Annotated in this window: 19 protein-coding genes; 13 read left to right on the top strand and 6 right to left on the bottom strand. The window is 67.8% G+C overall.

The features are described 5' to 3' along the window. Positions 1-187 precede the first annotated feature (187 nt). From ROP_RS07710 to ROP_RS07690, 5 genes are all read left to right on the top strand, one after another. The gene (locus ROP_RS07710; protein WP_050785045.1) at positions 188-1690 is read left to right on the top strand and encodes an aldehyde dehydrogenase family protein; all 1503 of its coding nucleotides are present in this window, start codon (positions 188-190) and stop codon (positions 1688-1690) included. 32 nt (positions 1691-1722) lie between these two features. Beyond that, entirely contained in the window at positions 1723-3282 is a 1560-nt protein-coding gene (locus ROP_RS07705) for an APC family permease (protein WP_012688775.1), read from the top strand. Next, on the top strand, positions 3279-4835 hold the full coding sequence (locus ROP_RS07700) for a GMC family oxidoreductase (RefSeq protein ID WP_012688774.1): 1557 nt from the start codon (positions 3279-3281) through the stop codon (positions 4833-4835). The genes ROP_RS07705 and ROP_RS07700 overlap by 4 nt, the downstream gene beginning before the upstream one ends. Before the next feature lie 91 nt (positions 4836-4926). Further along, positions 4927-6108: a thiolase family protein gene (locus tag ROP_RS07695; protein WP_012688773.1), complete on the top strand. Its 1182-nt coding sequence runs from the start codon at positions 4927-4929 to the stop codon at positions 6106-6108. 14 nt (positions 6109-6122) lie between these two features. Beyond that, complete coding sequence (locus ROP_RS07690) at positions 6123-7268, top strand: acyl-CoA dehydrogenase family protein (RefSeq protein ID WP_012688772.1); 1146 nt, start codon at positions 6123-6125, stop codon at positions 7266-7268. On the opposite strand, the gene ROP_RS07685 is transcribed toward ROP_RS07690, so the two are convergent. Together ROP_RS07685 and ROP_RS07680 are read right to left on the bottom strand one after the other, a co-directional pair. Then, positions 7249-8724 carry a flavin-containing monooxygenase gene (locus ROP_RS07685; protein WP_012688771.1) on the bottom strand — a complete coding sequence of 492 codons (1476 nt, stop codon included), beginning with the start codon at positions 8722-8724 and terminating at the stop codon, positions 7249-7251. The genes ROP_RS07690 and ROP_RS07685 overlap by 20 nt on opposite strands. Further along, positions 8721-9656 carry a patatin-like phospholipase family protein gene (locus ROP_RS07680; RefSeq protein WP_012688770.1) on the bottom strand — a complete coding sequence of 312 codons (936 nt, stop codon included), beginning with the start codon at positions 9654-9656 and terminating at the stop codon, positions 8721-8723. Before ROP_RS07680 ends, ROP_RS07685 begins: the two co-directional genes overlap by 4 nt. A gap of 82 nt (positions 9657-9738) precedes the next feature. Between ROP_RS07680 and ROP_RS07675 the strand changes: the two genes are divergently transcribed. Next, positions 9739-10362, top strand: a complete 624-nt coding sequence (locus ROP_RS07675) for a TetR/AcrR family transcriptional regulator (protein WP_012688769.1) — start codon at positions 9739-9741, stop codon at positions 10360-10362. Between the two features lie 51 nt (positions 10363-10413). After that, complete coding sequence (locus ROP_RS07670; protein WP_012688768.1) at positions 10414-11991, top strand: FMN-binding glutamate synthase family protein; 1578 nt, start codon at positions 10414-10416, stop codon at positions 11989-11991. A gap of 16 nt (positions 11992-12007) precedes the next feature. On the opposite strand, the gene ROP_RS07665 is transcribed toward ROP_RS07670, so the two are convergent. The 3 genes from ROP_RS07665 to ROP_RS07655 all read right to left on the bottom strand — a co-directional run bounded on the left by ROP_RS07665 (position 12008) and on the right by ROP_RS07655 (position 15562). Beyond that, a complete protein-coding gene (locus tag ROP_RS07665) occupies positions 12008-13030 on the bottom strand; it encodes a magnesium transporter CorA family protein (RefSeq protein WP_012688767.1) in 1023 nt (340 codons plus the stop codon). 37 nt (positions 13031-13067) lie between these two features. Beyond that, positions 13068-14270: an FAD-dependent monooxygenase gene (locus tag ROP_RS07660; protein WP_012688766.1), complete on the bottom strand. Its 1203-nt coding sequence runs from the start codon at positions 14268-14270 to the stop codon at positions 13068-13070. 68 nt (positions 14271-14338) lie between these two features. Continuing rightward, a complete protein-coding gene (locus ROP_RS07655) occupies positions 14339-15562 on the bottom strand; it encodes an MFS transporter (RefSeq protein WP_012688765.1) in 1224 nt (407 codons plus the stop codon). 48 nt (positions 15563-15610) lie between these two features. On the opposite strand from ROP_RS07655, the gene ROP_RS07650 reads away from it, so the two are divergent. From ROP_RS07650 to ROP_RS07635, 4 genes are all read left to right on the top strand, one after another. Further along, positions 15611-16417, top strand: coding sequence for an IclR family transcriptional regulator (locus ROP_RS07650; protein WP_012688764.1), 807 nt, complete (start codon positions 15611-15613; stop codon positions 16415-16417). A gap of 62 nt (positions 16418-16479) precedes the next feature. After that, positions 16480-17556, top strand: a complete 1077-nt coding sequence (locus tag ROP_RS07645) for a cupin domain-containing protein (RefSeq protein ID WP_012688763.1) — start codon at positions 16480-16482, stop codon at positions 17554-17556. Positions 17557-17562: 6 nt separating this feature from the next. Beyond that, entirely contained in the window at positions 17563-18390 is an 828-nt protein-coding gene (locus ROP_RS07640; protein ID WP_012688762.1) for a fumarylacetoacetate hydrolase family protein, read from the top strand. A gap of 6 nt (positions 18391-18396) precedes the next feature. Further along, positions 18397-19116, top strand: coding sequence for a maleylpyruvate isomerase family mycothiol-dependent enzyme (locus ROP_RS07635; protein ID WP_012688761.1), 720 nt, complete (start codon positions 18397-18399; stop codon positions 19114-19116). 1 nt (position 19117) lies between these two features. Here the strand turns inward: ROP_RS07635 and ROP_RS07630 are convergent, their stop codons facing one another. Then, positions 19118-19810, bottom strand: a complete 693-nt coding sequence (locus tag ROP_RS07630; RefSeq protein WP_012688760.1) for an SDR family NAD(P)-dependent oxidoreductase — start codon at positions 19808-19810, stop codon at positions 19118-19120. A 131-nt stretch (positions 19811-19941) separates the two neighbouring features. On the opposite strand from ROP_RS07630, the gene ROP_RS07625 reads away from it, so the two are divergent. Both ROP_RS07625 and ROP_RS07620 read left to right on the top strand, forming a co-directional pair. Beyond that, positions 19942-20835 carry a LysR family transcriptional regulator gene (locus ROP_RS07625; RefSeq protein WP_012688759.1) on the top strand — a complete coding sequence of 298 codons (894 nt, stop codon included), beginning with the start codon at positions 19942-19944 and terminating at the stop codon, positions 20833-20835. A 152-nt stretch (positions 20836-20987) separates the two neighbouring features. Continuing rightward, complete coding sequence (locus ROP_RS07620; protein ID WP_012688758.1) at positions 20988-22352, top strand: MFS transporter; 1365 nt, start codon at positions 20988-20990, stop codon at positions 22350-22352. Positions 22353-22377 lie beyond the last annotated feature (25 nt).

Genomic DNA, 22377 nt, shown 5'->3' with positions numbered 1-22377 from the left:
GGAAGGGGCGACGAGTTCGGCTGACCACGCTATCGCAGCCGCGTAGCGAACGTGCGTCCGACTACCGAACGCCCTGTTTTGCGGGACACCCGGAATCGGACATGTGTGATCGAACCCCGCCCACCGCGACTCCGACGGCATACCGTGGAGGGGGTGCGTTCGTTCCGGCGAGACACGGAGTTGAGTGATGCGGGACCAGTCGATCGATGACCTTCTGAACACGGGGCTGTTCGTCGACGGACGGTGGATCCGCTCCAGCTCCGGCGAGACCCGGGACTGCATCAATCCGGCCGACGGGTCGTTGGTCGCCACCGTCGACGAGGCCTCCCCGGACGACGCCACCCGCGCTGTCGCCGCGGCCCGTGCGGCGTTCGACGAGGGCACCTGGCCGCACACGCCCGTCGCCGAGCGCACCGCGATCGTCGCGCGGATCGCCGATCTGCTCGAACGCGACAAGGAGACGCTGGCGCGCATCGAGACGCTCGACACCGGAAAAACTCTGGAGGAGAGCAGGATCGACATCGACGACGTGGTGTCGGTGTTCCGGTATTACGCGCAACTCGCCGCGGTCGAAGCGGACCGTCTGGTGGACGTCGGCCGTCCCGACGTGATCAGCCGGGTGGTGCGCGAACCGATCGGTGTGTGCGTGCTCATCGCGCCGTGGAACTACCCGCTGCTGCAGATCTCGTGGAAGGTGGCGCCCGCCCTCGCGGCCGGGTGCACGATGGTCCTCAAACCGAGCGAGGTGACCCCCCTCAGCACCATCGCCTTCACCACGCTGATCGCCGAAGCCGGTGTCCCGGCCGGGGTGGTGAACCTCGTGCAGGGTAGCGGCGCCGTCCTGGGCGCCGCACTCACGGGAACACCCGACGTCGACTTCGTCTCCTTCACCGGCGGGCTGGCCACCGGACGCGTCATCCTCCAGACCGCGGCAGAGAACGTCACCAAGGTGGCCGTGGAACTCGGTGGCAAGAATCCGCACATCGTCTTCGCCGACGCGGACGGAGACGACTCCGTCGACCAGGTGCTCACGGGAGTGTTCCTGCACTCCGGTCAGGTGTGCTCGGCGGGAACCCGGCTGATCATCGAGGAATCCATCGCCGATCGGTTCGTCGCCGCGCTCGCTGCACGGGCGGAGAAGATCCGGATGGGCAACGGACTCGACCCGGCGAGCCGAACGGGCCCGCTGGTGTCCGAGGCCCACCGGGAGAAGGTGGAGAGATACGTGGAACTCGGACGCTCCGAGGGCGCCCGGCTGGTGACCGGGGGAGCCCGGCCCTCTGATCCCGCGCTGGCGAACGGAAGTTTCTACCTGCCCACCATCTTCGACCACTGCGACCGCACCATGCGGATCGTGCAGGAGGAGACGTTCGGGCCGATCCTCACGGTCGAGCGTTTCACCACGGAAGAGGAGGCGCTGCGGCTGGGCAACGACACCGAGTACGGACTCGCCGCAGGCGTCCGGACCGCCGACAGTGCCCGGGGCGAGCGCATGGTGCGCGGTCTGCGCCACGGAACGGTGTGGCTCAACGACTTCGGTTACTACACCGCGGCCGCCGAGTGGGGCGGGTTCAAGATGTCGGGGAACGGGCGCGAACTCGGCCCCGCCGGTCTGGCGGAATACCAGGAGACCAAACACATCTGGCACAACACCTCGCCCACGGCGGCGGGGTGGTTCGACAACGGCTAGTCCGGAGCACGGAGAGGCGAGGCGAGTGAACCATGGCTACTCGGCACGGAGCAGTGGGTGACGGAGACGAGCCGGGGGACAGTGGACTCGGCGAACTGGGCTATAAACAGGAATTGGACCGCAGTCTCGGCAAGTTCGCCAGTTTCGCGGCGGGAGTCAGCTACATCTCGATTCTCACCGGCACGTTCCAGTTGTTCTATTTCGGGTTCGGCACGGCGGGGCCGGCGTATCTGTGGTCCTGGCCGATGGTGTTCGTCGGGCAGATGGCGGTCGCGCTGTGCTTCATGGAACTCGCGGCCAAGTATCCCGTCGCCGGCTCGGTCTACAACTGGGCCAAGCTGCTCGGCAGCAGGATCGTGGGCTGGTCGTCGGGCTGGCTGATGCTGACCGCGTCGATCGTGACCCTCTCCGCGGTCGTGCTGGCGCTGCAACTCAATCTGCCGCGGCTGTGGAGCGGCTTCCAGATCGTCGGCGACGGCAGCGGCGAGTACGACTTCGCGACCAACGCCGTCATCCTCGGCACCATCATGATCGCGTTCACCACGGCGGTCAACGCTTTCGGTGTCAAGCTGATGGCCCTCATCAACAGCACGGGCGTGTTCGTCGAATTGATCGCCGCCGTCCTGATCGCCGTCATCCTCGCCGCCAACATCACCCGCGGCCCGGACGTGTTCTTCTCCACCCACGGCTACGGTGCCGGGGAGGCCGGTGGGTATCTGACCGTCTTCCTCGTGGCGTCCCTCGCGTCCGGGTACGTGATGTACGGCTTCGACACCGCGAGTTCGCTCGGCGAGGAAACCGTCGACCCGCGGCGGACGGCGCCGAAGGCGATCCTGCGGGCGATCCTCGCGTCCTTCGTGATCGGCGGGGCGATCCTGGTGTTCGCCGTCATGGCGGCCCCCGACCTCGACGATCCGCTGATCGGCAGCAGCGAGGGCGGTCTGCAGTACATCGTCGAGCAGGTGATGTGGGGTCCGCTCGGCAAGATCTTCCTGGTCTGCATCGTCGTCGCGGTGACGGTGTGTTCGCTCGCGGTCCATGCCGCGGCCATCCGGCTCACGTTCGCGATGGCCCGCGACAACGCTCTGCCGTTCGGGGAGCGGCTGGCCCACGTCAACCCGAAGCATCAGACGCCGGTGGTCCCCGCCATCGTGATCGGTCTGCTCGCGGCGTTCATCCTCGTCATCAACATCGGTCAGCCGCAGATCTTCACGGTGCTGACGTCGATCGCGATCATCATGATCTACCTGGCGTACCTCATGGTCACCGGTCCGCTGCTGAAGAAGCGACTGCAGGGGCACTGGCCGCCGAAGGAACTCGCCGAGAGCGGCTACTTCACGATGGGCCGGTGGGGGCTTCCGGTGAACATCTTCGCCGTCCTGTGGGGTGTGGGGATGGCGCTCAATCTCGCGTGGCCGCGACCCGAGGTGTACGGCACTCCCTGGTACAACACGTGGGGCGCGTTCGTCTATATCGGCATCATCCTCGGGCTCGGCCTCCTCTGGTACGCGGTGAAGGGCCGCAACCACATCGGCTGTCTCGCCTCGCACGCGGCGACGACGAAGGACGAGGCGGAGAGTGAACTGCCATGACGGACACCGTGTTCGACTACGTGATCGCAGGCGGAGGAACTGCCGGATGCGTGCTCGCCGCGCGACTCAGTGAGGACCCGTCGGTGACCGTCTGCCTCGTGGAGGCCGGGCCGTCCGACGTCGGTGACCGCAACGTCCTCAAGCTGTCGCAGTGGATGCACCTGCTGGACTCCGGGTACGACTGGGACTATCCGGTCGAGCCGCAGGAGAAGGGCAACAGCTTCATGCGGCACGCCCGCGCCAAGGTGCTCGGCGGCTGCTCGTCGCACAATTCGTGCATCGCGTTCTGGCCGCCCGCCGAGACACTCGACGACTGGGCGGCGGACGGTGCGACGGGCTGGGGCGCGCAGGATGTGCTGCCGCTCGTCGCGCGGGTGGAGAACAACGACGCCCCCGGCGATCAGCACGGGCACGACGGTCCGGTGCGGCTCCGCGACGTCCCGCCGGACGACCCCTGCGGTGTGGCCCTGCTCGAGTCGGCGGCGAAGGTCGGGTTGCCCACGGTGCAGTTCAACCGCGGCACGAGCGTCCTCGACGGCGCGGGGTGGTTCCAGATCAACGCGTCCGAGGACGGCACCCGGATGTCGACGTCGCACGCCTACCTGCATCCGATTCTCGGGTCCCGCCCGAACCTGGACGTGCGCACCGACTGCTGGGTCAGCGAGATCCTCGTCGACGACGCGATGGCGGCGACCGGCGTGCGCTTTCAGCGTCCTGACCTCACCGGGTACGACACCGTCTCGGCGCGCCGCGAGGTGATCGTCACCGCCGGGGCCATCGACACCCCGAAACTGTTGATGCTCTCGGGGATCGGGCCCACCGTGCACCTGCGGGAGATGGGTGTGCGGGTTCGGGTCGATGCGCCGGGAGTCGGCCAGAATCTCGACGATCACGTCGAGGGTCTGGTGTTCTGGGACGCGGCCCGGCCGATGGTCGCGACGTCGACTCAGTGGTGGGAGATCGGACTGTTCGCCACCACCACCGAGGGGCTGAACCACCCGGACCTGATGATGCACTACGGCAGCGTGCCGTTCGACATGAATACCCTCCGCTGGGGCTACCCGACCACCGACAACGGATTCTGCCTCACCCCCAACGTCACGCAGGGACTGTCCCGCGGAACGGTGCGGCTCCGATCCCGCGACTTCCGGGACCGTCCGCGGGTGGATCCGCGGTATTTCACCGACCCCGACGGCCACGACGAGGCGGTGATGCTCGCCGGGTTCCGGCTGGCGCGCCGCATCGCCGAGCAGGAACCGCTCCGCGGTTGGATTGCCCGGGAACTGGCGCCCGGGCCGGAGGCGGTGACCGATGACGAACTGATCGATTACGCGCACCGGACGCACAACACCGTGTACCACCCGGCCGGGACTGCCCGGATGGGTGCGGCCGGCGACCCGATGGCCGTCCTCGACCCGGAATTGCGGGTGAAGGGCGTCCGCAATCTGCGGGTGGTGGACGCGTCCGCCATGCCGAAACTGCCGTACGTCAATCCCAACATCACGGTCATGACGATGGCCGAGAAGTGCGCCGACCTGATTCGCGGACGCTGACCGAACGGCGTACCGGAGGCCCACGTGAGGCACCGGGTACTTTGAAGTCCTACTATCTCCCCATACTGGCAGTGAGACGGAAGGGCACGTCATGAATTCTCCTGAACCGATCGTGGTTGTCGACGGCGCGAGGACCCCGATCGGCAGCTTCGGTGGCGCGTTCAAGGACGTGCCCGCCCACGAACTGGGTGCCACGGCCGCCAAGGCCGCACTGGACCGTGCCGGGGTGCCCGGCGGCGACATCGACGAGGTGGTGATGGGCTGCATCGGTCAGGTCGGACCGGACGCCTACAACGCCCGCCGCGTCGCCCTCGCCGCCGGACTTCCCGACAAGACCCCCGCGTACACCGTCAACCGGTTGTGCGGGTCGGGCCTGCAGGCGGTGTGGTCGGCGGCGCAGCAGATGCGCTGGGGTGGGGTGAACTTCGCCGTCGCCGGCGGCGACGAGAGCATGTCCCGGATGCCGTTCTACGACTTCTCCGCCCGCTCCGGGTACAAACTCGGTGACCGCAAGCTGGTCGACGGCACCGTCGCGATCCTGACCGACCCGTTCGGCGGGGTCCACATGGGCCGCACCGCCGAGGCCGTCGCCCGCAAATACGACGTGAGCCGGCAGCAGCAGGACGAGTTCGCCGTCGAGTCCCAGCGCCGCGCCGCCTCCGAGGCCGCCAAGGCCGCGTTCGCCGAGGAGATCACCCCGGTGCAGATCGGGGGCCGCCGCCCGAAGACGATCGAGGTCGACGAGCACCCCAAGCCCGACACCACCCTCGAGACCCTGGCGAAGCTGCGGCCGGCGTTCGAGGAGGGCGGCTCGGTGACCGCGGGCAACGCGTCCGGGATCAACGACGGCGCCGCGGCTCTGGTGCTGGCGACCGGGTCGGCGGCGCAGGAGAAGGGCCTGACCGGCCTGGTCACGTTGGAGGCCGTCGCGACCGCGGCGATGGACCCGGCGCTGATGGGGTACGCCCCCGTTCTGGCGTTGCAGAATCTGTTCGAGCAGACCGGCACCACCCCGGGTGACATCGACGTGATCGAGTTGAACGAGGCGTTCGCGTCGCAGGCGGTCGCGGTGATCCGGGACGCGAAGCTGAACCCGCAGAAGACCAACCCGTACGGCGGTGCCATCGCGCTCGGGCATCCGGTCGGTGCGACCGGTGCCATCCTGTCCCTGCGTGTCGCGAAGGATCTGGTGCGCCGCGACCTCGAACTGGGCATCGTCACCATGTGCATCGGCGGCGGTCAGGCCCTCGCCGCACTCTTCAAGCGCATCTAGGAACCGAGTCGGCGATGAAGAAGCACGTCCCGTCCTGGCACGACGACGAGGTCAAGGCCCTGTCCGAGCTCGCGGTCGGGTTCTTCGAGCGCGAGGTGGTCGCGCACAACGAGAAGTGGGACGCCCAGCATCGCATCGACCGTGAGGTGTGGCTGGCGGCGGGCAAGCTCGGACTGTTGTGCTGCTCGATCCCCGAGGAGTACGGCGGCGGGGGCGGCACGTTCGCGCACGACCTCGCCGTGTTCGAGGCCCAGGGTTACGCCGGCGACCTCGCACTCGGCATCTCGGTGCACTCGGGCATCGTCGCGCACTACCTCCTCGAATACGGCACCGAGGAGCAGAAGAAGACCTGGCTGCCGGGGATGGCGACCGGGGAAATCCTCGGCGCCATCGGCATGACCGAACCCGGCGCAGGCTCCGATCTCGAGGCGATCAAGACCACCGCCATCCGGGACGGCGACGAGTACGTGATCAACGGGTCGAAGACGTTCATCACCAACGGCGCGTCCGCCGACATGATCGTCCTGGCCGTCAAGACCGACCCGAAGGCCGGCGCGAAGGGGGTGGCGCTGCTGATCGTCGATCTGCGGGACTGTCCCGGGTTCGCCGTGGGCCGGGTGCTGGACAAGGTCGGTCAGCACGGCGCGGACACGTCGGAGTTGTCGTTCACCGATGTGCGGGTGCCGGTGTCGAATCTGCTAGGCGAGGAGAGGCAGGGCTTCGGTCAGCTGATGGCGCAGTTGGTGCAGGAGCGGCTGATCATCGGCGCCCAGGCGTCCGGGGCGATGAACCGTGCGGTCGAGGACACCGTGGCGTACACGAAGTCGCGGCAGGCGTTCGGGCACAGTCTGTTCGAGTTCCAGAACACGGCGTTCGAGCTCGCCGAGTGCCAGACCATCGCCCGCACGTGTGCGGTGTTCCTGGACCACTGCATCGAGGCGCACCTGCGCGGTGAGCTGGATCCGTCCGAGGCGGCGATGGTCAAATACTGGCTCACCGAGCAGCAGTGCGCCGTGATCGACCGGTGCGTGCAGTTGCACGGCGGCTACGGGTACATGCGTGAGTACCTGATCGCCCGGATGTACGAGGACGCCCGCGTCCAGAAGATCTACGCGGGCGCCAACGAGGTGATGAAGGGGATCATCGCGAAGTCGCTGTAGCCGGCTCGGCCGACACCTCGTACGCGGCCTCGTCGAACCGGCCGAGTCGCTGCCGCATCCGGTCGGTCGACCACGGCCAGTTGAAACTGTTGCGGCCGTTGACATCGAGGAAGTAGCTCTGGCAGCCACCGGCGTTGTAGACGGTGGTGGCCAGGGCTTCCTGAACCTGAGCGTTGAACGCGTCCTGCACGTCGCGTCGTGGTTCCATCCGGGTCCAGGCGTTGCTCCGGGCCCGGGTGATCGCCTGGATCAGGTATTCGAGTTGGGCCTCGAGGATCATGAACGCCGACGTGTGGCCGGTGCCGAGAGCGGGTCCGAGGAGGACGAACGCGTTGGGGAAACCCGCGACGGTCGTGCCGAGGTAGGCCTGCGGGCTGCCCTTCCAGTGGTCGTCGAGGCTGCGACCCTCGCCGTCGAACACCTTCGACCCGATCGGCATGTCGAGGATGTGGAAGCCGGTGCCGAAGATGATGGCGTCCACTTCCCGTTCGGCGCCGTCGCTGCCGACGACCACGTTGCCGCGCACCGACTGCACGGCGTTCGCGTGCACCTCGACGTTGGCCCGGGTGAGCGCGGGGTAGTACGTGTTGGACATCAGCAGTCGCTTGCAGCCGAGCGTGTAGTCGGGTGTCAAGGCCGTGCGCAGCTTCGGATCCCGCACCTGGGCTCGCAGTTGCGCCTTGCCGATCTGCTGGACGATCCGCAGGATCCACGGGTGCCGGAAGCCGAGCCCGAGCGATTCCATGATCGCGTACTCGACGCGTCGCAGCGCCCGGATCGCGCCCGGCACGCGGCGCAGGATCGTGCGCTCGACTCCGGGCAGGGTGTGATCGGGTTTCGGCAGCACCCACTGCGCGGTGCGCTGATACAGGTGGAGCTCCCCGACCTTCGGTGCGATGGCCGGGACGAATTGCACCGCGGACGCGCCGGTTCCGACGACGGCGACGCGTTTGCCGCTGAGGTCGTAGTCGTGATTCCAGCGAGAGGAATGAAACACCTCGCCGGTGAACGTGTCGAGTCCGGGGACGGCGGGTGTGAGCGGTTCGTTCCACGGTCCGGCGGCGGCGATGACGGCGTTCGCGGTGAACGTGCCCGCAGAGGTGTCCACCGTCCAGCGCCTGCTGTGTTCGCTCCACTGGGCGCGCAGCATCTCGGTGCCGAACTTCACGTGTCCGGGGATCCCGTGTTCGGCGGCGGTCCGCTCGATGTAGCGGCGGATCTCCTCCTGTCCGGCGAACAACCGCGACCACTCCCGGTTCGGTGCGAACGAGTAGGAGTACAAGGCAGACGGGACGTCGCACGCGCAGCCCGGATAGGTGTTGTCGCGCCAGGTGCCGCCCAGTGCGTCACCTTTCTCCAGGATGGCGAAGTTGTCGATTCCGCTCTGCTTCAGTCGAATTGCGGCACCGATGCCGGAGATCCCGGCGCCGACGATCAGGATGTCGTAGTGCGTCATGCGCGTACTCCGTTCGCGAGCTGGGCTCGGGTGCTGACGAGGGAATGTTCGAGGGTGGCGAGCCGGCGCCGGCCGTCCATGAAGTTCGGGCCCATGACCGCGAGGTCTTCGCCGGTCGCGTCGAGCCGGATCACCCGCGTGCCGGCCGCCTCGAGCCTCGCGAGTTCGGCGTCCAGGCCCGCACTCATCCAGTTCCGCAGCATCCGGCGTTCGACGCGGGCCGCCCCACGGCCGGGGATGCGGCCGGTCGACGCCATCGGTGCCAGCACGATCACCTGGTCGAGTTCGAGGGGCAGCACCAGGTCGGCGGACGCCGTGGACGCCGCCCCGCCGTCGACGAACCGGCGGTCGCCGATGGCGACCGGGGGATACCAGCCGGGAATCGCCCACGACGCCCGCAGTGCTTCGGACAAGGTGGCGGCCGGTGCGCCGGGTGAGCCGAACGCGACACGTTCCCCCGTGTCGTAGTCCATGCTCACCAGCCACGTCGCCGGGTGGCGGACCCAGCCGGACTCGCACGTGAACCGCTGGGCGAGCCGGTCGAGCCAGGTCGCGTCGCCGCGTCCGCGGGGGAGCAGTCCGCTCGCGGCGGTGACGGGCGGGAGTCCGCGGCGCAGCAGACCGGGCGATCCGAGTCCCGGTGCCGGGAGCGGCGGGAACCGTCCGGGCGCGGCGGCGAGATGTCCGTCCAGCTTCGGGTGGGTGGCCCCGCCGAGTTGCATCGCGAGCAGTTCGTCGACGCCGGCCCCGCCGCCCAGCATGGTGACGAGTTCGGCGCCCGCGGACGTGCCGACCAGTACGTCGGCGTCGCGTGGGTCCCATCCCAGGGCGTCGCTCACGGCGACCAGGGCCGCCACGGTCCAGGCCGCGCCGAGCGTGCCGCCACAACCGATCACCAGCCCGCGGCTGAGGTGTGTGTCACTCGAAGTCATATCTAGAAGCTAACAGAAACCAGATACCGGCGGTATATGAAAAGTAGAATATTCTCGCAGGGGCTTCGGAGAAGGGGTGGGCATGGCGCGATTGACCAGGTCGGAGAGTCAGGCGCGGACGCGGGCTCATCTCGTCGCGACCGCGCGCGACCTCTTCCTCGCCGACGGGTACGCGGCCACCTCACTCGAGAAAGTGGCCGACGAGGCCGGCTACTCCAAGGGGGCGGTGTACTCCAACTTCAAGAACAAGAAAGAACTGTGTCTCGAGGTGCTCGGGCTCATCCATGCCACCAAGGGGCAGGAGATCGCGGCGGCGCTCGGCGGCGGCGACACGATGGAGGAGCGACTCGAGGCGTTCCAGGCCTGGGCGGAGAAGACGCTCGGCGACGTCGGATGGACCATGCTCGAATTCGAGCTGATCGTGTTGTCCCGTCACGACCCCGAACTCCGCGACGCCCTCACTGCCACCCTCGGTGTCGCGCGGGAGATCACGGTGACGCTGCTGAAGTCGTTCACCGACTCACTCGGAGTGGTCCTGCCCGTGCCCGCGCAGGACGCCGCGAGCAGCATCCTCAGTCTCGGTGTCGGACTGGGCATTCAGCGCGCCATCGATCCCACCATTTCCGCCCGGGTGGTCACCGACAATTTGCGCGTGCTGCTGTCCGTGTCCCAGGAGGCTCCGACGCCGGGGGCGATGCCGGGGTGAAGTTGCCGTGAGGAGCTGATCTGGGCGGCGGCGCGCGCGTACGGTGAATGCATGAAGCGGTGGCATGGTCTGGCAGTTCCGGCCGCCGCTGCGGCTGCGATCGCGTCGTACGACCTAGTTCAGCGAAGTCACGCGCTACTCCGGAACTTTCCCGTGGTCGGGCACGGTCGTTACCTGCTCGAGTCGCTCGGCCCGGAACTCCGGCAGTACATCACGACCAACAACGACGAGGAACGTCCCTTCACCCGGGACCAGCGTCGCTGGGTGTACGCGTCGTCGAAGCGGGTGACCGACACGTTCGGTTTCGGTACCGACAACGATATCGAGTTCACCGATGGCTACACCATCATCAAGCACCGGACGTTCTCGGACATTCCTCCGTCGTCGATGCCGCATGCCGATGAACACCTCGCGATCCCGTCGGCGAAGGTGCTCGGAGCGGCACGGGGCCGGGCACGTGCCTTCCGTCCGCGCTCCATCGTGAACATCTCTGCGATGAGTTTCGGGGCACTGTCGTCCGCCGCAGTGATCGCGCTCAACCGTGGTGCCGCTGCCACTGAATGTCTGCACAACACCGGCGAGGGTGGAATCTCGCGACACCACCGGAACGGCGCAGACCTGATCTTCCAGATCGGGACCGCGTATTTCGGTTGCCGCGACGAGAACGGACGGTTCGACCTGGCACGGCTTCGGGCGCTGGTCGAGTCGGCGCCGGTGCGAGCCATCGAAATCAAACTCAGCCAGGGAGCCAAGCCGGGCCTCGGTGGACTCCTGCCAGGGGCGAAGGTGACACCGGAGATCGCCGAGATCAGAGGCGTACCCGAGGGTCGTGACTGCATCAGCCCGTCCAGGCACACGGCCTTCCGGGACGTCGACAGCATGCTCGACTGGGTGGAGCTCCTCGCTGCCGAGACGGGGCTGCCGGTCGGGATCAAGTCCGCGGTCGGCGACCCGACGTTCTGGGACCTGCTCGTCGAGGCGATGAGCAACTCTGGGCGGGGTGTCGACTTCGTGACCATCGACGGGGGTGAGGGCGGCACCGGCGCTGCGCCGCTGGTGTTCACCGATGCGGTCTCGCTGCCGTTCCGAAGCGGCTTCGCGCGCGTGTACGCCAAGTTCGCGGAAGCCGGGCTGACCGACGGCATCACGTTCATAGGCTCGGGCAAGCTGGGCCTGCCCGACAATGCCGTGGCGGCGATGTCGCTCGGGTGCGACCTGATCAACGTGGCGCGTGAGCCGATGCTCGCGGTCGGATGCATCCAGGCGCAGAAGTGTCACACCGATCGGTGCCCGACGGGTGTTGCGACGCAAAACCCTTGGCTCGCACACGGACTCGATGCCAACATCAAATCCGTCCGGGCCGCGAACTACCTGCGGGCGTTGCGCCGGGACGTATTCAAGGTGGCCGAGGCGTGTGGAGTCGCGCACCCTGGCCTGATCACGGCGTCGGACGTCGAGGTCGCAGACGGCAACCGGCATTCCATCACTCTCGCCGACCTCTATGGTTACCGGGCTGGCTGGGGGCTGCCCGGTGACGCCGACCGTGCCGAGATTGCCCGCCTGATGACCGAGGCCGCCGCCGTTCCCGCAGGCGAGACCGGGTCACCAGGAGCAAAGTCGGCGCCCTGACGGCGTGCCGGTCCCACTACAGCCAGTCGCGCCGGCGGAAGAGGATGTAGAGCACGCTCGCGGACGTCACGATCACGACGGTGCTGACGATCGCCCCCGACACCTGCCCGACTCCGGGGAACAGGACGTTCTGACCGAACCACCCCGTCACCGCGGTGGGTACCGCGATGATGGCCGCCCACCCGGTGAGCTTCTTCATGACGGTGTTGAGCCGGGCATCCTGCAGCGACAGATTCGTCTCGAACACGGTCACCACCATGTCGCGCAACGACTCCGTCCACTCGGCGGCACGCGTCACGTGGTCGTAGAGATCGGTGTACAAGCTGTCGAGAACCGGCGACCGATCGCGTTCGGACTCGGCGCGCCCGCGGATGACGGCGCCCACCACCTCCCGCATCGGCAGCACGACGCGACGCAGTTGCACCAGTTCCTTCCGCAGCCGGTATGTGCGCTGCTGGATCTCCTTGGTCCTCGCGGACTCGTCGAACAGTCCCTCCTCGAGCGCTTCGATCGCGTCGTCGATCGTCTCGATCGTCTCGAACTGCCCGTCCACGACGGCGTCGAGCAGGCCATGCAGGAGCGCGAGCGCGCCGGAACCCGGTGTGAGCAGCGCGGGGTCCTCCTCCCAGCGCTCCACCACCTGCGACATGTCGAACCGGTCGTCCCGCCGCACCGTGATGATCCCGTTCGACAGCACGAACGCCGAGACGCGGCTGAGCCGAAGCCGTGAGTCGAGGACGCCGAGCGTGACGGCGTCCTCGGCGTCGAACCAGGTGGCGTACGCGGTTACGAACGCGTGGCCCGCATAGCGCGTCGCCTTCGGCCGCTCACCGCGGGCGACGGCATCCTCGATGGCGTTCGGATCGAGCGACAGTTCGTTCGCCAACTCGGTCAGACACTCGTGGTCGGGGTCGCACAGATCGACCCACACGAGCGCATTTTCGTCCTGCACCTTCTCGGACACGTCGGCGAGCGGAAAGTCCTCGCCCACGCACTCCCCATCACGCCACACACGGGTTCGCACCAGGTTGAGGGTCACCTCCCCAGTCTGCCGAACCCTCCGCCCGGGGAGGCGGTTATCCCGCGCGGTCGGACGAATAACCCCACAGCCAGTCGGTGTACTTGTAGCTCGACGTGTCGCGGGTGCGGAACAGTTCGTTGCGTGCGATGCGGGCGGTGCCGTCGAGGTGCCACAACTCGCCCCACATGCGCCCGGTGGTGAGGATGCGATTGCAGCGCGGTGCGCGTTCGGTGTTGACCTCCTTCAGGATCTGCGGCCACGCGGAGTTGCCGCCACCCGCGGAGAAGTCCTCGGCGGCATAGTCGGCGAGGCACTTCGCGTCCTCGATCGCCATCACCGCTCCCGAGGCCAGGTACTGCAGTGGCGGGTGCGCGGCGTCGCCGAGGAGGATCATCCGTCCGTCCACCCAGTTCTCGATGGGCTCGCGGTCGTACATCGGCCACCACCGGTCCTTCCACAGGTAGTCGATACCGCGGCGGACGTTCTCGTGGCAGTGCGCGTAGGCCTGTTCGAGTTCCTCGGGGCCACCCCAGTTCTCGACCCCGTTCTTGTAGCCGGGAGATTCGAACACCGCGACCTGGTTGAGCATTTCGCCGCCACGCAGCGGGTACTGGATGAAATGGCAGTGCGGTCCGATGTAGCCGACCACGTCCTCGATGTCCCCGGCGAGTTCCACGTCCTGATAGGGGGTGGTTCCCCGGTAGGCGGCGTAACCGGACGACACCGGTTCGTCGTCCGAGATCTTCTCCCGCAACCGGGATTTGAGGCCGTCCATACCGAGGGCGATGTCGGCCTCGTGGGTGCGGCCGTCGTCCGTGCTCACGTGCACCCGGTCGCCGTCGGTGACCACGTCGGTGACGGTGACGCCCGTGTGCAGTTCCGCGCCCGCGGCGCGGGCCGCGTCGACGAGAGTGGCGTGCAGGTCGCTGCGGTGCGTGACGAAATAGGGCCCGCCGTATCGGGCCCGGAACTCGGCGCCGAGATCGATCTTGGTGAGCACCTCCGCGGTGATCGCGTCGCGGAAGACGATGTTCTTCGGCAGGAACGCGCGGGAGAGGACGTCGTCGAGGACGCCCCAGGAGTCGAGGATGCGGGCACCGTGCGGACCCACCTGCAGTCCCGCGCCGACCTCACCGAATTCGGCGGCCCGCTCGAACAGGGTGACGTTCGCGCCCTTCCTCGCGAGGGCGAGGGCGTTGGCTGCGCCGCCGATCCCGCCTCCGGCGATGATGATGCGTGCGTCCTGCAGGTTCGACATGAGATTTCCTTCGTTTCGAGCGTTCAGGGCAGGTGAGTGGCAAAGCGTGCCGGGGCACACGGCGGCACTCACGTGGGGAAGCGGCGCCAGATCACGGTGAGCAGCAGCGCGGCGACGAGGGCGCTGACGCCGAAGAGGACGAAGTTCGACTCGGCACCGAGCCCGGCGGCGAGCAGCCAGCCACCGATCTGCGGTGCGGCGACGGCGCCGACCCGGCCGACGCCGAGCGCCCAGCCGAGGGCCGTGCCCCGCAGATGGTCGGGGTAGTACGACGCCACCGCGGCGATGATCAGGCACTGGGTTCCGTGTGTCCCGACTCCGGCGAGAACGAAGATGAGGTAGACCAGCGCGACCGGCGGATTCGTGAGCAACGTCAACAGGGCGAGACCCGCGAGGAGTGCGGCGACGATGCTGGTGGGGATCGTGCCGAATCGCACTCCGCCCCAGGCGGTCACGAACGATCCTGCCACGGCGCCCAAGTTGAGCGCCAGCGCGAACGTGAGCGCGCTGCCGAGGTCGGTGCCCTCGCCCTGCATGAGCTTGGGCAGCCACGTTCCGAGGCCGTACCACGCCAGCAGGGTCACCATGGTCGCGAGCGCGAACATGATGCTGACGGAACGGAATCGGGTACCGAGCAGCGCGCTGAAGCCGGTTGCCGGACGCACCTCCGTGGACGTCACCGCCGCAGTGTGCTCGGGCAGCGTCCTCCACGCGAGGGGGACGAGCACGACGAGCGGGATCAGAGCGAACAGGAACATCGGCTCCCAGCCCCAGTGCGGGATGACGGGAATACCCAGCAGGGCGGCCACCGACCCGCCGATCGGCACCCCCGACATCATCATCGTCGCGACCGCGGCTCGCCACCGCGGGGACACGAGTTCCGCCGCAAGCGCATTCGACGTCGGCACGAGACCGCCCAGGCCGAGTCCCGCGATCAGGCGCAGCCCGCCGAACATCACCGGGCCGGTCGCCACTGCGCACAGGGCGGTGAACACGGACAGGACGATGGCGCATCCGATGACGGCGCGCTTGCGTCCGACGATGTCGGACAGGCGGCCTGCCAGGACGGCCCCGATCATCATGCCCAGGAACGCGAGGCTGCCGAGAGTGCCGGCGGTCGCGGCGCTGATGCCCCATTCCTTCTGCAGGCTGGGGATGACATTGCCGTAGACGATGAGGTCGTAGCCGTCGAAGACGACGAACAACCAGCAGACGACGACGGCGATGGCGGCCTTGCGGTCCAGGCCGATGCGGTTCGCCGACGGCGCTACGGAGGTGGCGGTAAGGGGCATGAATCGAGGGTGATGCGGCGCACAGCGCTCCTGCAATAGAGTTCTGCTGTGCAGAAAAAGAAGACGATCGAAAAGCCGGCATACATGTTGGAGTCCGTCGACAACGCCTTGCGCCTGCTGCAGATGCTGCGCGACGTCGGTGGGCTGCGGCTCAAGGGCGCCGCCCAGGAACTCGGAATCGCGCCGTCCACCGCACACCGGCTGCTGGCGATGCTCGTGTACCGGGGTTTCGCGGTCCAGGACGAGAAGCGGATGTACCACCCGGGGCCGGCGATGGGTGCCGGCCCCGCGCAGCGCGGGTGGACCCGCGAGTTCACCGACCTGTGTCGCCCCCACATGGAGGCGCTCTCGATCCTGTGCGGCGAGACGGTCAACCTCGTGATCCGGGTCGGCACCCAAGCGCGTTTTCTATGGTCTGCCGAATCGACGGGGATGCTGCGCGTCGGCGATCGTCAGGGGCAGGTTCTCGATGCGGAATTGACTGCGGGAGGACGGATTTTGCTGGCCGAACTGCCGCGGGAGATTCTCGAACAGTTGTATCTGCTGCCCGCGGATCTGGCCGACGACGAACGCGAGTGGGGCGACCGCCGCCTGCCCGCCGACGCATTCGATCGCTTCTGCCGAGAATTGTCCGCCGCCCGTGCCGTCGGGTTCGCGCTCAACGTCCAGCAGACCGAGGAAGGGGTCGCGGCGTTCGGTGTCGCGATCCGGAACCGGGCGCGGACGGCGGTGGGCGCGTTGACCGTGGCCGTGCCGATCACGCGCTTCCGGCAGCACTCGCAGGGACCGCTCGTGTCGCAGATGAAGAACGCGATCCGCGAACTCGAGGTGGACATCGCCGACCTCGAACCCTGACGCAGTTCTGCACAGCAGAATTATCTCCCTGGGGCGGCCGTCGCCCTCCTAGCGTCGACGACATGACCGCCACCGAACCGCACATCGACGACGCACCCCTCGCCCAGTTGTATCGGGACTTCGAGGCCGAGCACCTCAATCCGTTGTGGACCCAGCTCGGCGATTTGATGCCGATGACGCCGACGTCGCGGGCGGTGCCGTTCGTGTGGAAGTGGTCGACGCTGTATCCGTTGGCGCAGCGCGCCGGCGACCTGGTCCCGGTCGGACGCGGTGGCGAACGCCGGGCGATCGCCCTGGCCAACCCCGGACTGGGTGGGGTGCCGTATGTGACGCCGACGTTGTGGGCGGCGATTCAGTACCTGGGCCCGAAGGAAGTCGCGCCGGAGCATCGGCACGCGCAGAATGCGTTCCGGTTCGTCGTCGAGGGGGAGGGGGTGTGGACGGTCGTCAACGGTGATCCGGTCGCGATGCGCCGCGGTGACTTCCTGCTCACCCCGGGCTGGCATTTTCACGGTCATCACAACGAGACCGATCAGCCGATGGCCTGGATCGACGGCCTCGACATCCCGTTCGTGCACTACACCGACACCGGGTTCTTCGAATTCGGGTCGGAGAACGTCACCGACGACTCCACCCCGGACGTGTCCCGGTCGGAGCGGTTGTGGGCGCATCCGGGTCTGCGACCGCTGGTCGGGCTGGACGCGAAGACGTCGTCGCCGATCGCGGCGTATCGGTGGGAGCACACCGACGCCGCGCTGCGTGAGCAGTTGGCGCTGGAGGACGAGGGGTACGCGGCCACCACCGAACCCGGACACGCCGCGGTCCGGTACACCAACCCGACCACCGGCGGCGACGTGATGCCCACCATCCGGGCCGAGTTCCACCGTCTCCGCGCCGGTGCCCGCACCCGGCCGCGCCGGGACGTCGGGTCGACGGTCTACCAGGTGTTCGAGGGGGCGGGCCGGTTCGTCCTCGGCGGGCAGACCCGTGAGGTCGGCACGGGCGACATGATCGTCGTCCCGTCGTGGACGGAGTGGTCGATCGAGGCCGAGTCCGAGTTCGACCTGTTCGCGTTCTCCGACGCCCCGATCGTCGAGCGCCTGCATTTCCATCGCACGTACATTTCCGAAGGAGCCTGAAATCTCATGAAGCTTGCCACCCTGCGCCACGACGGTGCGACCGTCGCCGTCCGTGTCGATTCCGACACCGCCGCCACGATCATCGACGGGTACCCGGATCTGTCGGCGCTGCTGAGCATTCCGGGCTGGAAGTCGGTCGCGGAGAATGCGTCCGGCGATGTAGTGAGCCTGGACGGCGCGGATTACGCCCCGGTGGTCCCGAACCCGGGCAAGATCATCTGCGTCGGCTTGAACTACGCGAACCACATCAAGGAGATGGGCCGCGACCTGCCCGAGTACCCCACCTTGTTCGCCAAGTTCCGGGAGGCGCTGACCGGCCCGTACGACGACGTGATCGTCCCGTCCTATGCGGCGGAGCAGTTGGACTGGGAGGGGGAGTTGGCGTTCGTGATCGGGAAGCAGGCGTACCAGGTGTCCGAGGCGGACGCCGAGCGGTACATCGCCGGGTACTCGGTGATGAACGATTACACGATGCGGGACTACCAGTACCGCACGCTGCAGTGGGATCAGGGCAAGACGTTCGAGAAGACCAGCGGCTTCGGACCGTTCCTGACCACCACCGACTCGTACACGTTCGGCGGCGCCCTCGTCACGAAACTCGAGGGTCAGGTGGTGCAGACCACCACCACCGACGATCTGGTGTTCACCCCCGCGAAACTGGTGGAGTACATCTCGCACATCGTCACCCTGCAGCCCGGGGACGTGGTCATCACCGGCACCCCCGGCGGGGTCGGACACGCCCGCAAGCCCGGTCTGTACATCCAGGACGGTCAGACGGTCGAGGTCACCATCGAGGGCCTCGGCACCGTCCGCAACAAGACGATCGTCAAGTAGCGGCTCGTGAGTTTTCAGGATCTTTCCCTGGCCGAACAGTTGACGCTCGCCCGCCGCGGCACCGCGTTCTTCGCGCAGCGACTGGCCGAACTGACCGACGCGCAACTGTCCGAGCCGACGGCGCTGGAGGGGTGGTCGCGGCGACATCTGGTCGCGCACGTCGGGTACAACGCGGCCGCGCTGTGCCGGTTGACGGACTGGGCGGCGTCGGGGGTGGAGTCCCCGATGTATGCGTCGGCCGAGCAGCGCGGGCAGGAGATCGCCGAGGGTGCCACCCTGTCGGCGGCGGCGTTGCGGAACCTGTTCACCCACACCGTCGCCCGCCTCGACGAGAAGTGGCGGAACCTCCCCGCGTCGGCGTGGTCGGCGCAGGTCCGCACCGCGCAGGGCAGAACCGTGCCGGCGTCGGAGACGGCGTGGATGCGGACCCGGGAGGTGTGGATCCACGCCGTCGACCTCGGCAACGGCGGCCGGTTCGGCGACTTTCCTGGCGTGGTGACCGATTCGCTGCTCGCCGACATCGTCGGAATGTGGCAGAAGAAGGGTCTCGGTGCCGGGCTCGTGCTCGAGGTCGACGGCTGCGCTCCCATTGCGGTGCAGGAGCATTCGGCACCGACGACGAAGGTGTCCGGACCCCTCGCCGCGGTCGTCCGGTGGGCCGCAGGGCGCGGAGCCGTCGGGGTGAACGTCGAGGGGGACGCCCAGGAGCCGCCGAGGTGGTTGTGAGCTAATACGACGCCCGGCCGCCGCTGGCGTCGTAGACGGCGCCGGTGGAGAAGCTGAGTGCCGTCGACGACAGCCAGGCGACGAGTTCGGCGATCTCCTCCGGCCGTCCCATCCGGGCCATCGGGGTCAGGCTCTGCGAGCGCGCGAGGATCGCCGGGTCGGTGCCGGCGTTCATCGGGCTCTCCACCGCGGCCGGGGCCACCACATTGGCGAGAACGCCGGTGGTCGCGACCTCCTTACCAAGTGATTTCGTCAGGGCGATGACGGCAGCCTTGGAAGCGGAGTACGCACTCTGGCCGGGGTTGCCGTCCTTCGCCGCGATGCTCGCCAGGTTCACGACGCGTCCCCAGCCCGCTTCGACCATCCCCGGCACGAACGCGCGGCACAGGAGGAACGTTCCGTCGACGTTGATCCGGAACGTGCGCCGCCACTCCGCGAGGTCGACGTCCACGAGCGGCGCCGACGGTCCCACGACTCCCGCGCTGTTGACGAGAATGTCCACCCGGCCCAGCCGGGCGCGGAGGCTGTCGACGGCGTCGGGATCGGTGACGTCCAGGCGCTCGTCGGCACCGGCTGCGATATCGGCGGTGACGACTCGGACGCCGTCGTCGGACAGTCGTTTCGCGCAGGCCGCGCCGATTCCACTTGCGCCGCCGGTGACGAGGGCGGTCGCGCCGTCGGGGTAGGTGAGCATGGTGAATTCTCCTCGCGCTGAGTGCGCAGTAGTCTTACTCTATGTGCGAAATCGGCATGATGATTTCCACACTGTGTATGAATCTGGATATATGACGTGAGCGACAAACGTCAAGTCTTCGAGGAGGATTCGTGGAGATCCGCTGGATCCAGGCGTTCGTCGCCGTGGCCGAGGAACTGCATTTCGGGAGGGCCGCGGCCCGGCTCCAGATGGCCCAGTCGCCGCTGAGCCAGACCGTGCGCAAACTCGAGAAGGATCTCGGGGTGCCGCTGTTCGAGCGCAGCACCCGCAGCGTCGCCCTCACCGCGGGGGGCCACGCGTTCCTGCCGCACGCCTACCGCATCCTCGAGAGTGTCGACATCGCGCGGCAGGCCACCCGCGCGTCGGCCGGGGGCGTGTACGGCCGCATCCGGATCGGCTTCACCGGCGTCCTGAATCATCTGTCCCTGCCGCCGCTCACCCGCGCGCTCCGGCAGCGCTACCCCGACATCGAACTCACCCTCGTCGGCCGCATCATGACCCGCGACGCGGTGACCCAGTTGGACAGCGGCGCGCTCGATCTCGCGTTCGTCGGACTGCCGGTCGAAACGGCCTCGGTGTCGACGCGGCTGATCCGCCGCGAGGCGTTCGGAGCCGTGCTGCCCGCGGATCACCCCCTCGCGTCGGAGCCGGAGATCGACCTGCGCGACCTCGCCGACGACGGGTTCGTCACCACCCCGCTGTCGGCCGGATCGGCGCTGCAGGAGGTTGCGATGCGGGCGTGCGTCGATGCCGGTTTCCGGCCGCGGGTGGTGCAGGAGATCACCGATCCGTACATGATCCTGATGCTCGTGGCGACGGGTGTCGGCGTGGCGCTCATGACGTCGGGGATCGCCGCGATCACACCCCCGGGCACGGTGTTCGTGCCGCTCACCGGTGAGCCGATCTACATGAACCACGGACTCGCCTGGTCACCCCGGCGTGTGTCCGACGCGCTCGCCGTGGCCCTGGAGGTGTCGGAGGAGATCCTCCCCACCCCCGAGTAAGACGCTTTTGGTCTTTATCTGAGACTGTTTTGGTGTTGGACGCGACATAGTTATCCGTGACACGCTCGTCACTGTCCGGATCTTCGAGTGAGGTGAGTCACCCCCGAAGAAAGCCTCGCGGCGTCCCGGATTCCTGGGACGAAAGGAACACCATGGCAAGCACGTCTACTCGCGACACCGGGGGACAACCGAACGAGAACGCCCGCCGGGCCGCCGTCTCGGGATTCCTCGGAAGCACGCTGGAGTACTACGACTTCTTCATCTACGGGTCGGCGGCAGCGCTCGTCTTCCCGAAGATCTTCTTTCCCGGCGGTGGAGCGACGGCGACGCTGCTGTCGATCGGCACGCTGGGTGTCGCCTACATCGCCCGTCCGCTCGGCGCCGTGCTGTGGGGGCACCTCGGCGATCGCTACGGACGCAAGAACTCGCTCCTCGCCTGCCTGCTGCTCATGGGTATCGCGACCGTCGTCGTCGGCTGCCTGCCGACCTACGAGCAGATCGGCATCGCCGCGCCCATCATCCTGGTGCTCCTGCGACTGCTGCAGGGACTGTCCGCCGGCGGAGAATCGCCCGGATCGTCGGCACTGACCCTCGAACACGCCCCGGACCGGCGCCGTTCGTTCTTCACCTCGTTCACCATGAGCGGCATCATGTTCGGCATCGTCATCTCGAGCCTCGTGTTCATCCCCGTGGCCGCCCTGCCGGACGACGCGCTCTACTCGTGGGGCTGGCGGGTGCCGTTCCTGCTCAGCATCCTCGTGACGGGTGTCGCGGTCTGGCTGCGTCGCAAACTCGACGAACCGGAAGTCTTCGAAGACCTGCTGGAACACGACGACACCGCCGGAATCCCCGTCGTCGAGATGTTTCGCGCGCACTGGCGCACCGTGATCCGGATCAGCCTCAGCGCGACCTTCGCGATGATCAACACGATCGTCAACGTCTTCGCCCTCGCGTATGCGGTCCAGGTCGCCGGATTCGAACGGTCCACCATGCTGTGGGCCATCGCCACCGCCAACTTCGTCGCGGTGCTCACCCAGCCGCTGTTCGGCATGCTCGCCGACCGCATCGGACGCAAGCCGGTGTTCGTGACGGGCGCCGTCGGGTCTGCCGCGATGGTGTTCGTGTTCTTCCACGCCATCGGAACCGGAAGCGCCCCCATGGTGTTCGCGGCCGGCATCGTCCTGATCGGCCTGTTCTACGCGATGCCCAACGGCGTGTACCCGGCGTACTTCCCCGAGCAGTTCCCCGCGAAGGTCCGGTACACCGGCATGGCCGTGAGCCTCATGCTGGGACTGCTGGTCGCCGGTTTCACCCCGGCCATCGCGCAATGGCTGTCGGCGGGCGACACCGCGAACTGGACCCCCGTCGCCTGGATGTGCCTGGGCTTCGCCCTGCTGTCGTCGGCGGCCGCACTCACCGGTCCCGAGACATACCGCACGCCCACCGACCAGCTCGGCGAGCCCCGCACCGCGACGGCCGCCGCCCGGCCCGAGGCGCTCGTCCGCAACGACGCCTGACCGGACCGAACCACGCAGGAGAATC

Origin of the sequence: Rhodococcus opacus B4 (genome assembly GCF_000010805.1) — a bacterium.
In the GTDB taxonomy this organism is placed as follows: domain Bacteria; phylum Actinomycetota; class Actinomycetes; order Mycobacteriales; family Mycobacteriaceae; genus Rhodococcus_F; species Rhodococcus_F opacus_C.
The sequence above is the reverse complement of the archived record's forward strand: the minus strand, read 5'-3'. Positions and strand labels throughout refer to the sequence as shown.

Excerpts from the sequence above, each read along its gene's own strand:
- ROP_RS07645 (WP_012688763.1), top strand. The coding sequence starts at position 16,480 with ATGACCGCCACCGAACCGCACATCGACGACGCACCCCTCGCCCAGTTG.
- ROP_RS07670 (WP_012688768.1), top strand. The coding sequence starts at position 10,414 with ATGAAGCGGTGGCATGGTCTGGCAGTTCCGGCCGCCGCTGCGGCTGCG.
- ROP_RS07700 (WP_012688774.1), top strand. The coding sequence starts at position 3,279 with ATGACGGACACCGTGTTCGACTACGTGATCGCAGGCGGAGGAACTGCC.
- ROP_RS07685 (WP_012688771.1), bottom strand. The coding sequence starts at position 8,724 with ATGACGCACTACGACATCCTGATCGTCGGCGCCGGGATCTCCGGCATC.
- ROP_RS07690 (WP_012688772.1), top strand. The coding sequence starts at position 6,123 with ATGAAGAAGCACGTCCCGTCCTGGCACGACGACGAGGTCAAGGCCCTG.
- ROP_RS07675 (WP_012688769.1), top strand. The coding sequence starts at position 9,739 with ATGGCGCGATTGACCAGGTCGGAGAGTCAGGCGCGGACGCGGGCTCAT.
- ROP_RS07640 (WP_012688762.1), top strand. The coding sequence starts at position 17,563 with ATGAAGCTTGCCACCCTGCGCCACGACGGTGCGACCGTCGCCGTCCGT.
- ROP_RS07655 (WP_012688765.1), bottom strand. The coding sequence starts at position 15,562 with ATGCCCCTTACCGCCACCTCCGTAGCGCCGTCGGCGAACCGCATCGGC.
- ROP_RS07695 (WP_012688773.1), top strand. The coding sequence starts at position 4,927 with ATGAATTCTCCTGAACCGATCGTGGTTGTCGACGGCGCGAGGACCCCG.
- ROP_RS07705 (WP_012688775.1), top strand. The coding sequence starts at position 1,723 with ATGGCTACTCGGCACGGAGCAGTGGGTGACGGAGACGAGCCGGGGGAC.
- ROP_RS07710 (WP_050785045.1), top strand. The coding sequence starts at position 188 with ATGCGGGACCAGTCGATCGATGACCTTCTGAACACGGGGCTGTTCGTC.
- ROP_RS07680 (WP_012688770.1), bottom strand. The coding sequence starts at position 9,656 with ATGACTTCGAGTGACACACACCTCAGCCGCGGGCTGGTGATCGGTTGT.
- ROP_RS07660 (WP_012688766.1), bottom strand. The coding sequence starts at position 14,270 with ATGTCGAACCTGCAGGACGCACGCATCATCATCGCCGGAGGCGGGATC.
- ROP_RS07620 (WP_012688758.1), top strand. The coding sequence starts at position 20,988 with ATGGCAAGCACGTCTACTCGCGACACCGGGGGACAACCGAACGAGAAC.
- ROP_RS07630 (WP_012688760.1), bottom strand. The coding sequence starts at position 19,810 with ATGCTCACCTACCCCGACGGCGCGACCGCCCTCGTCACCGGCGGCGCA.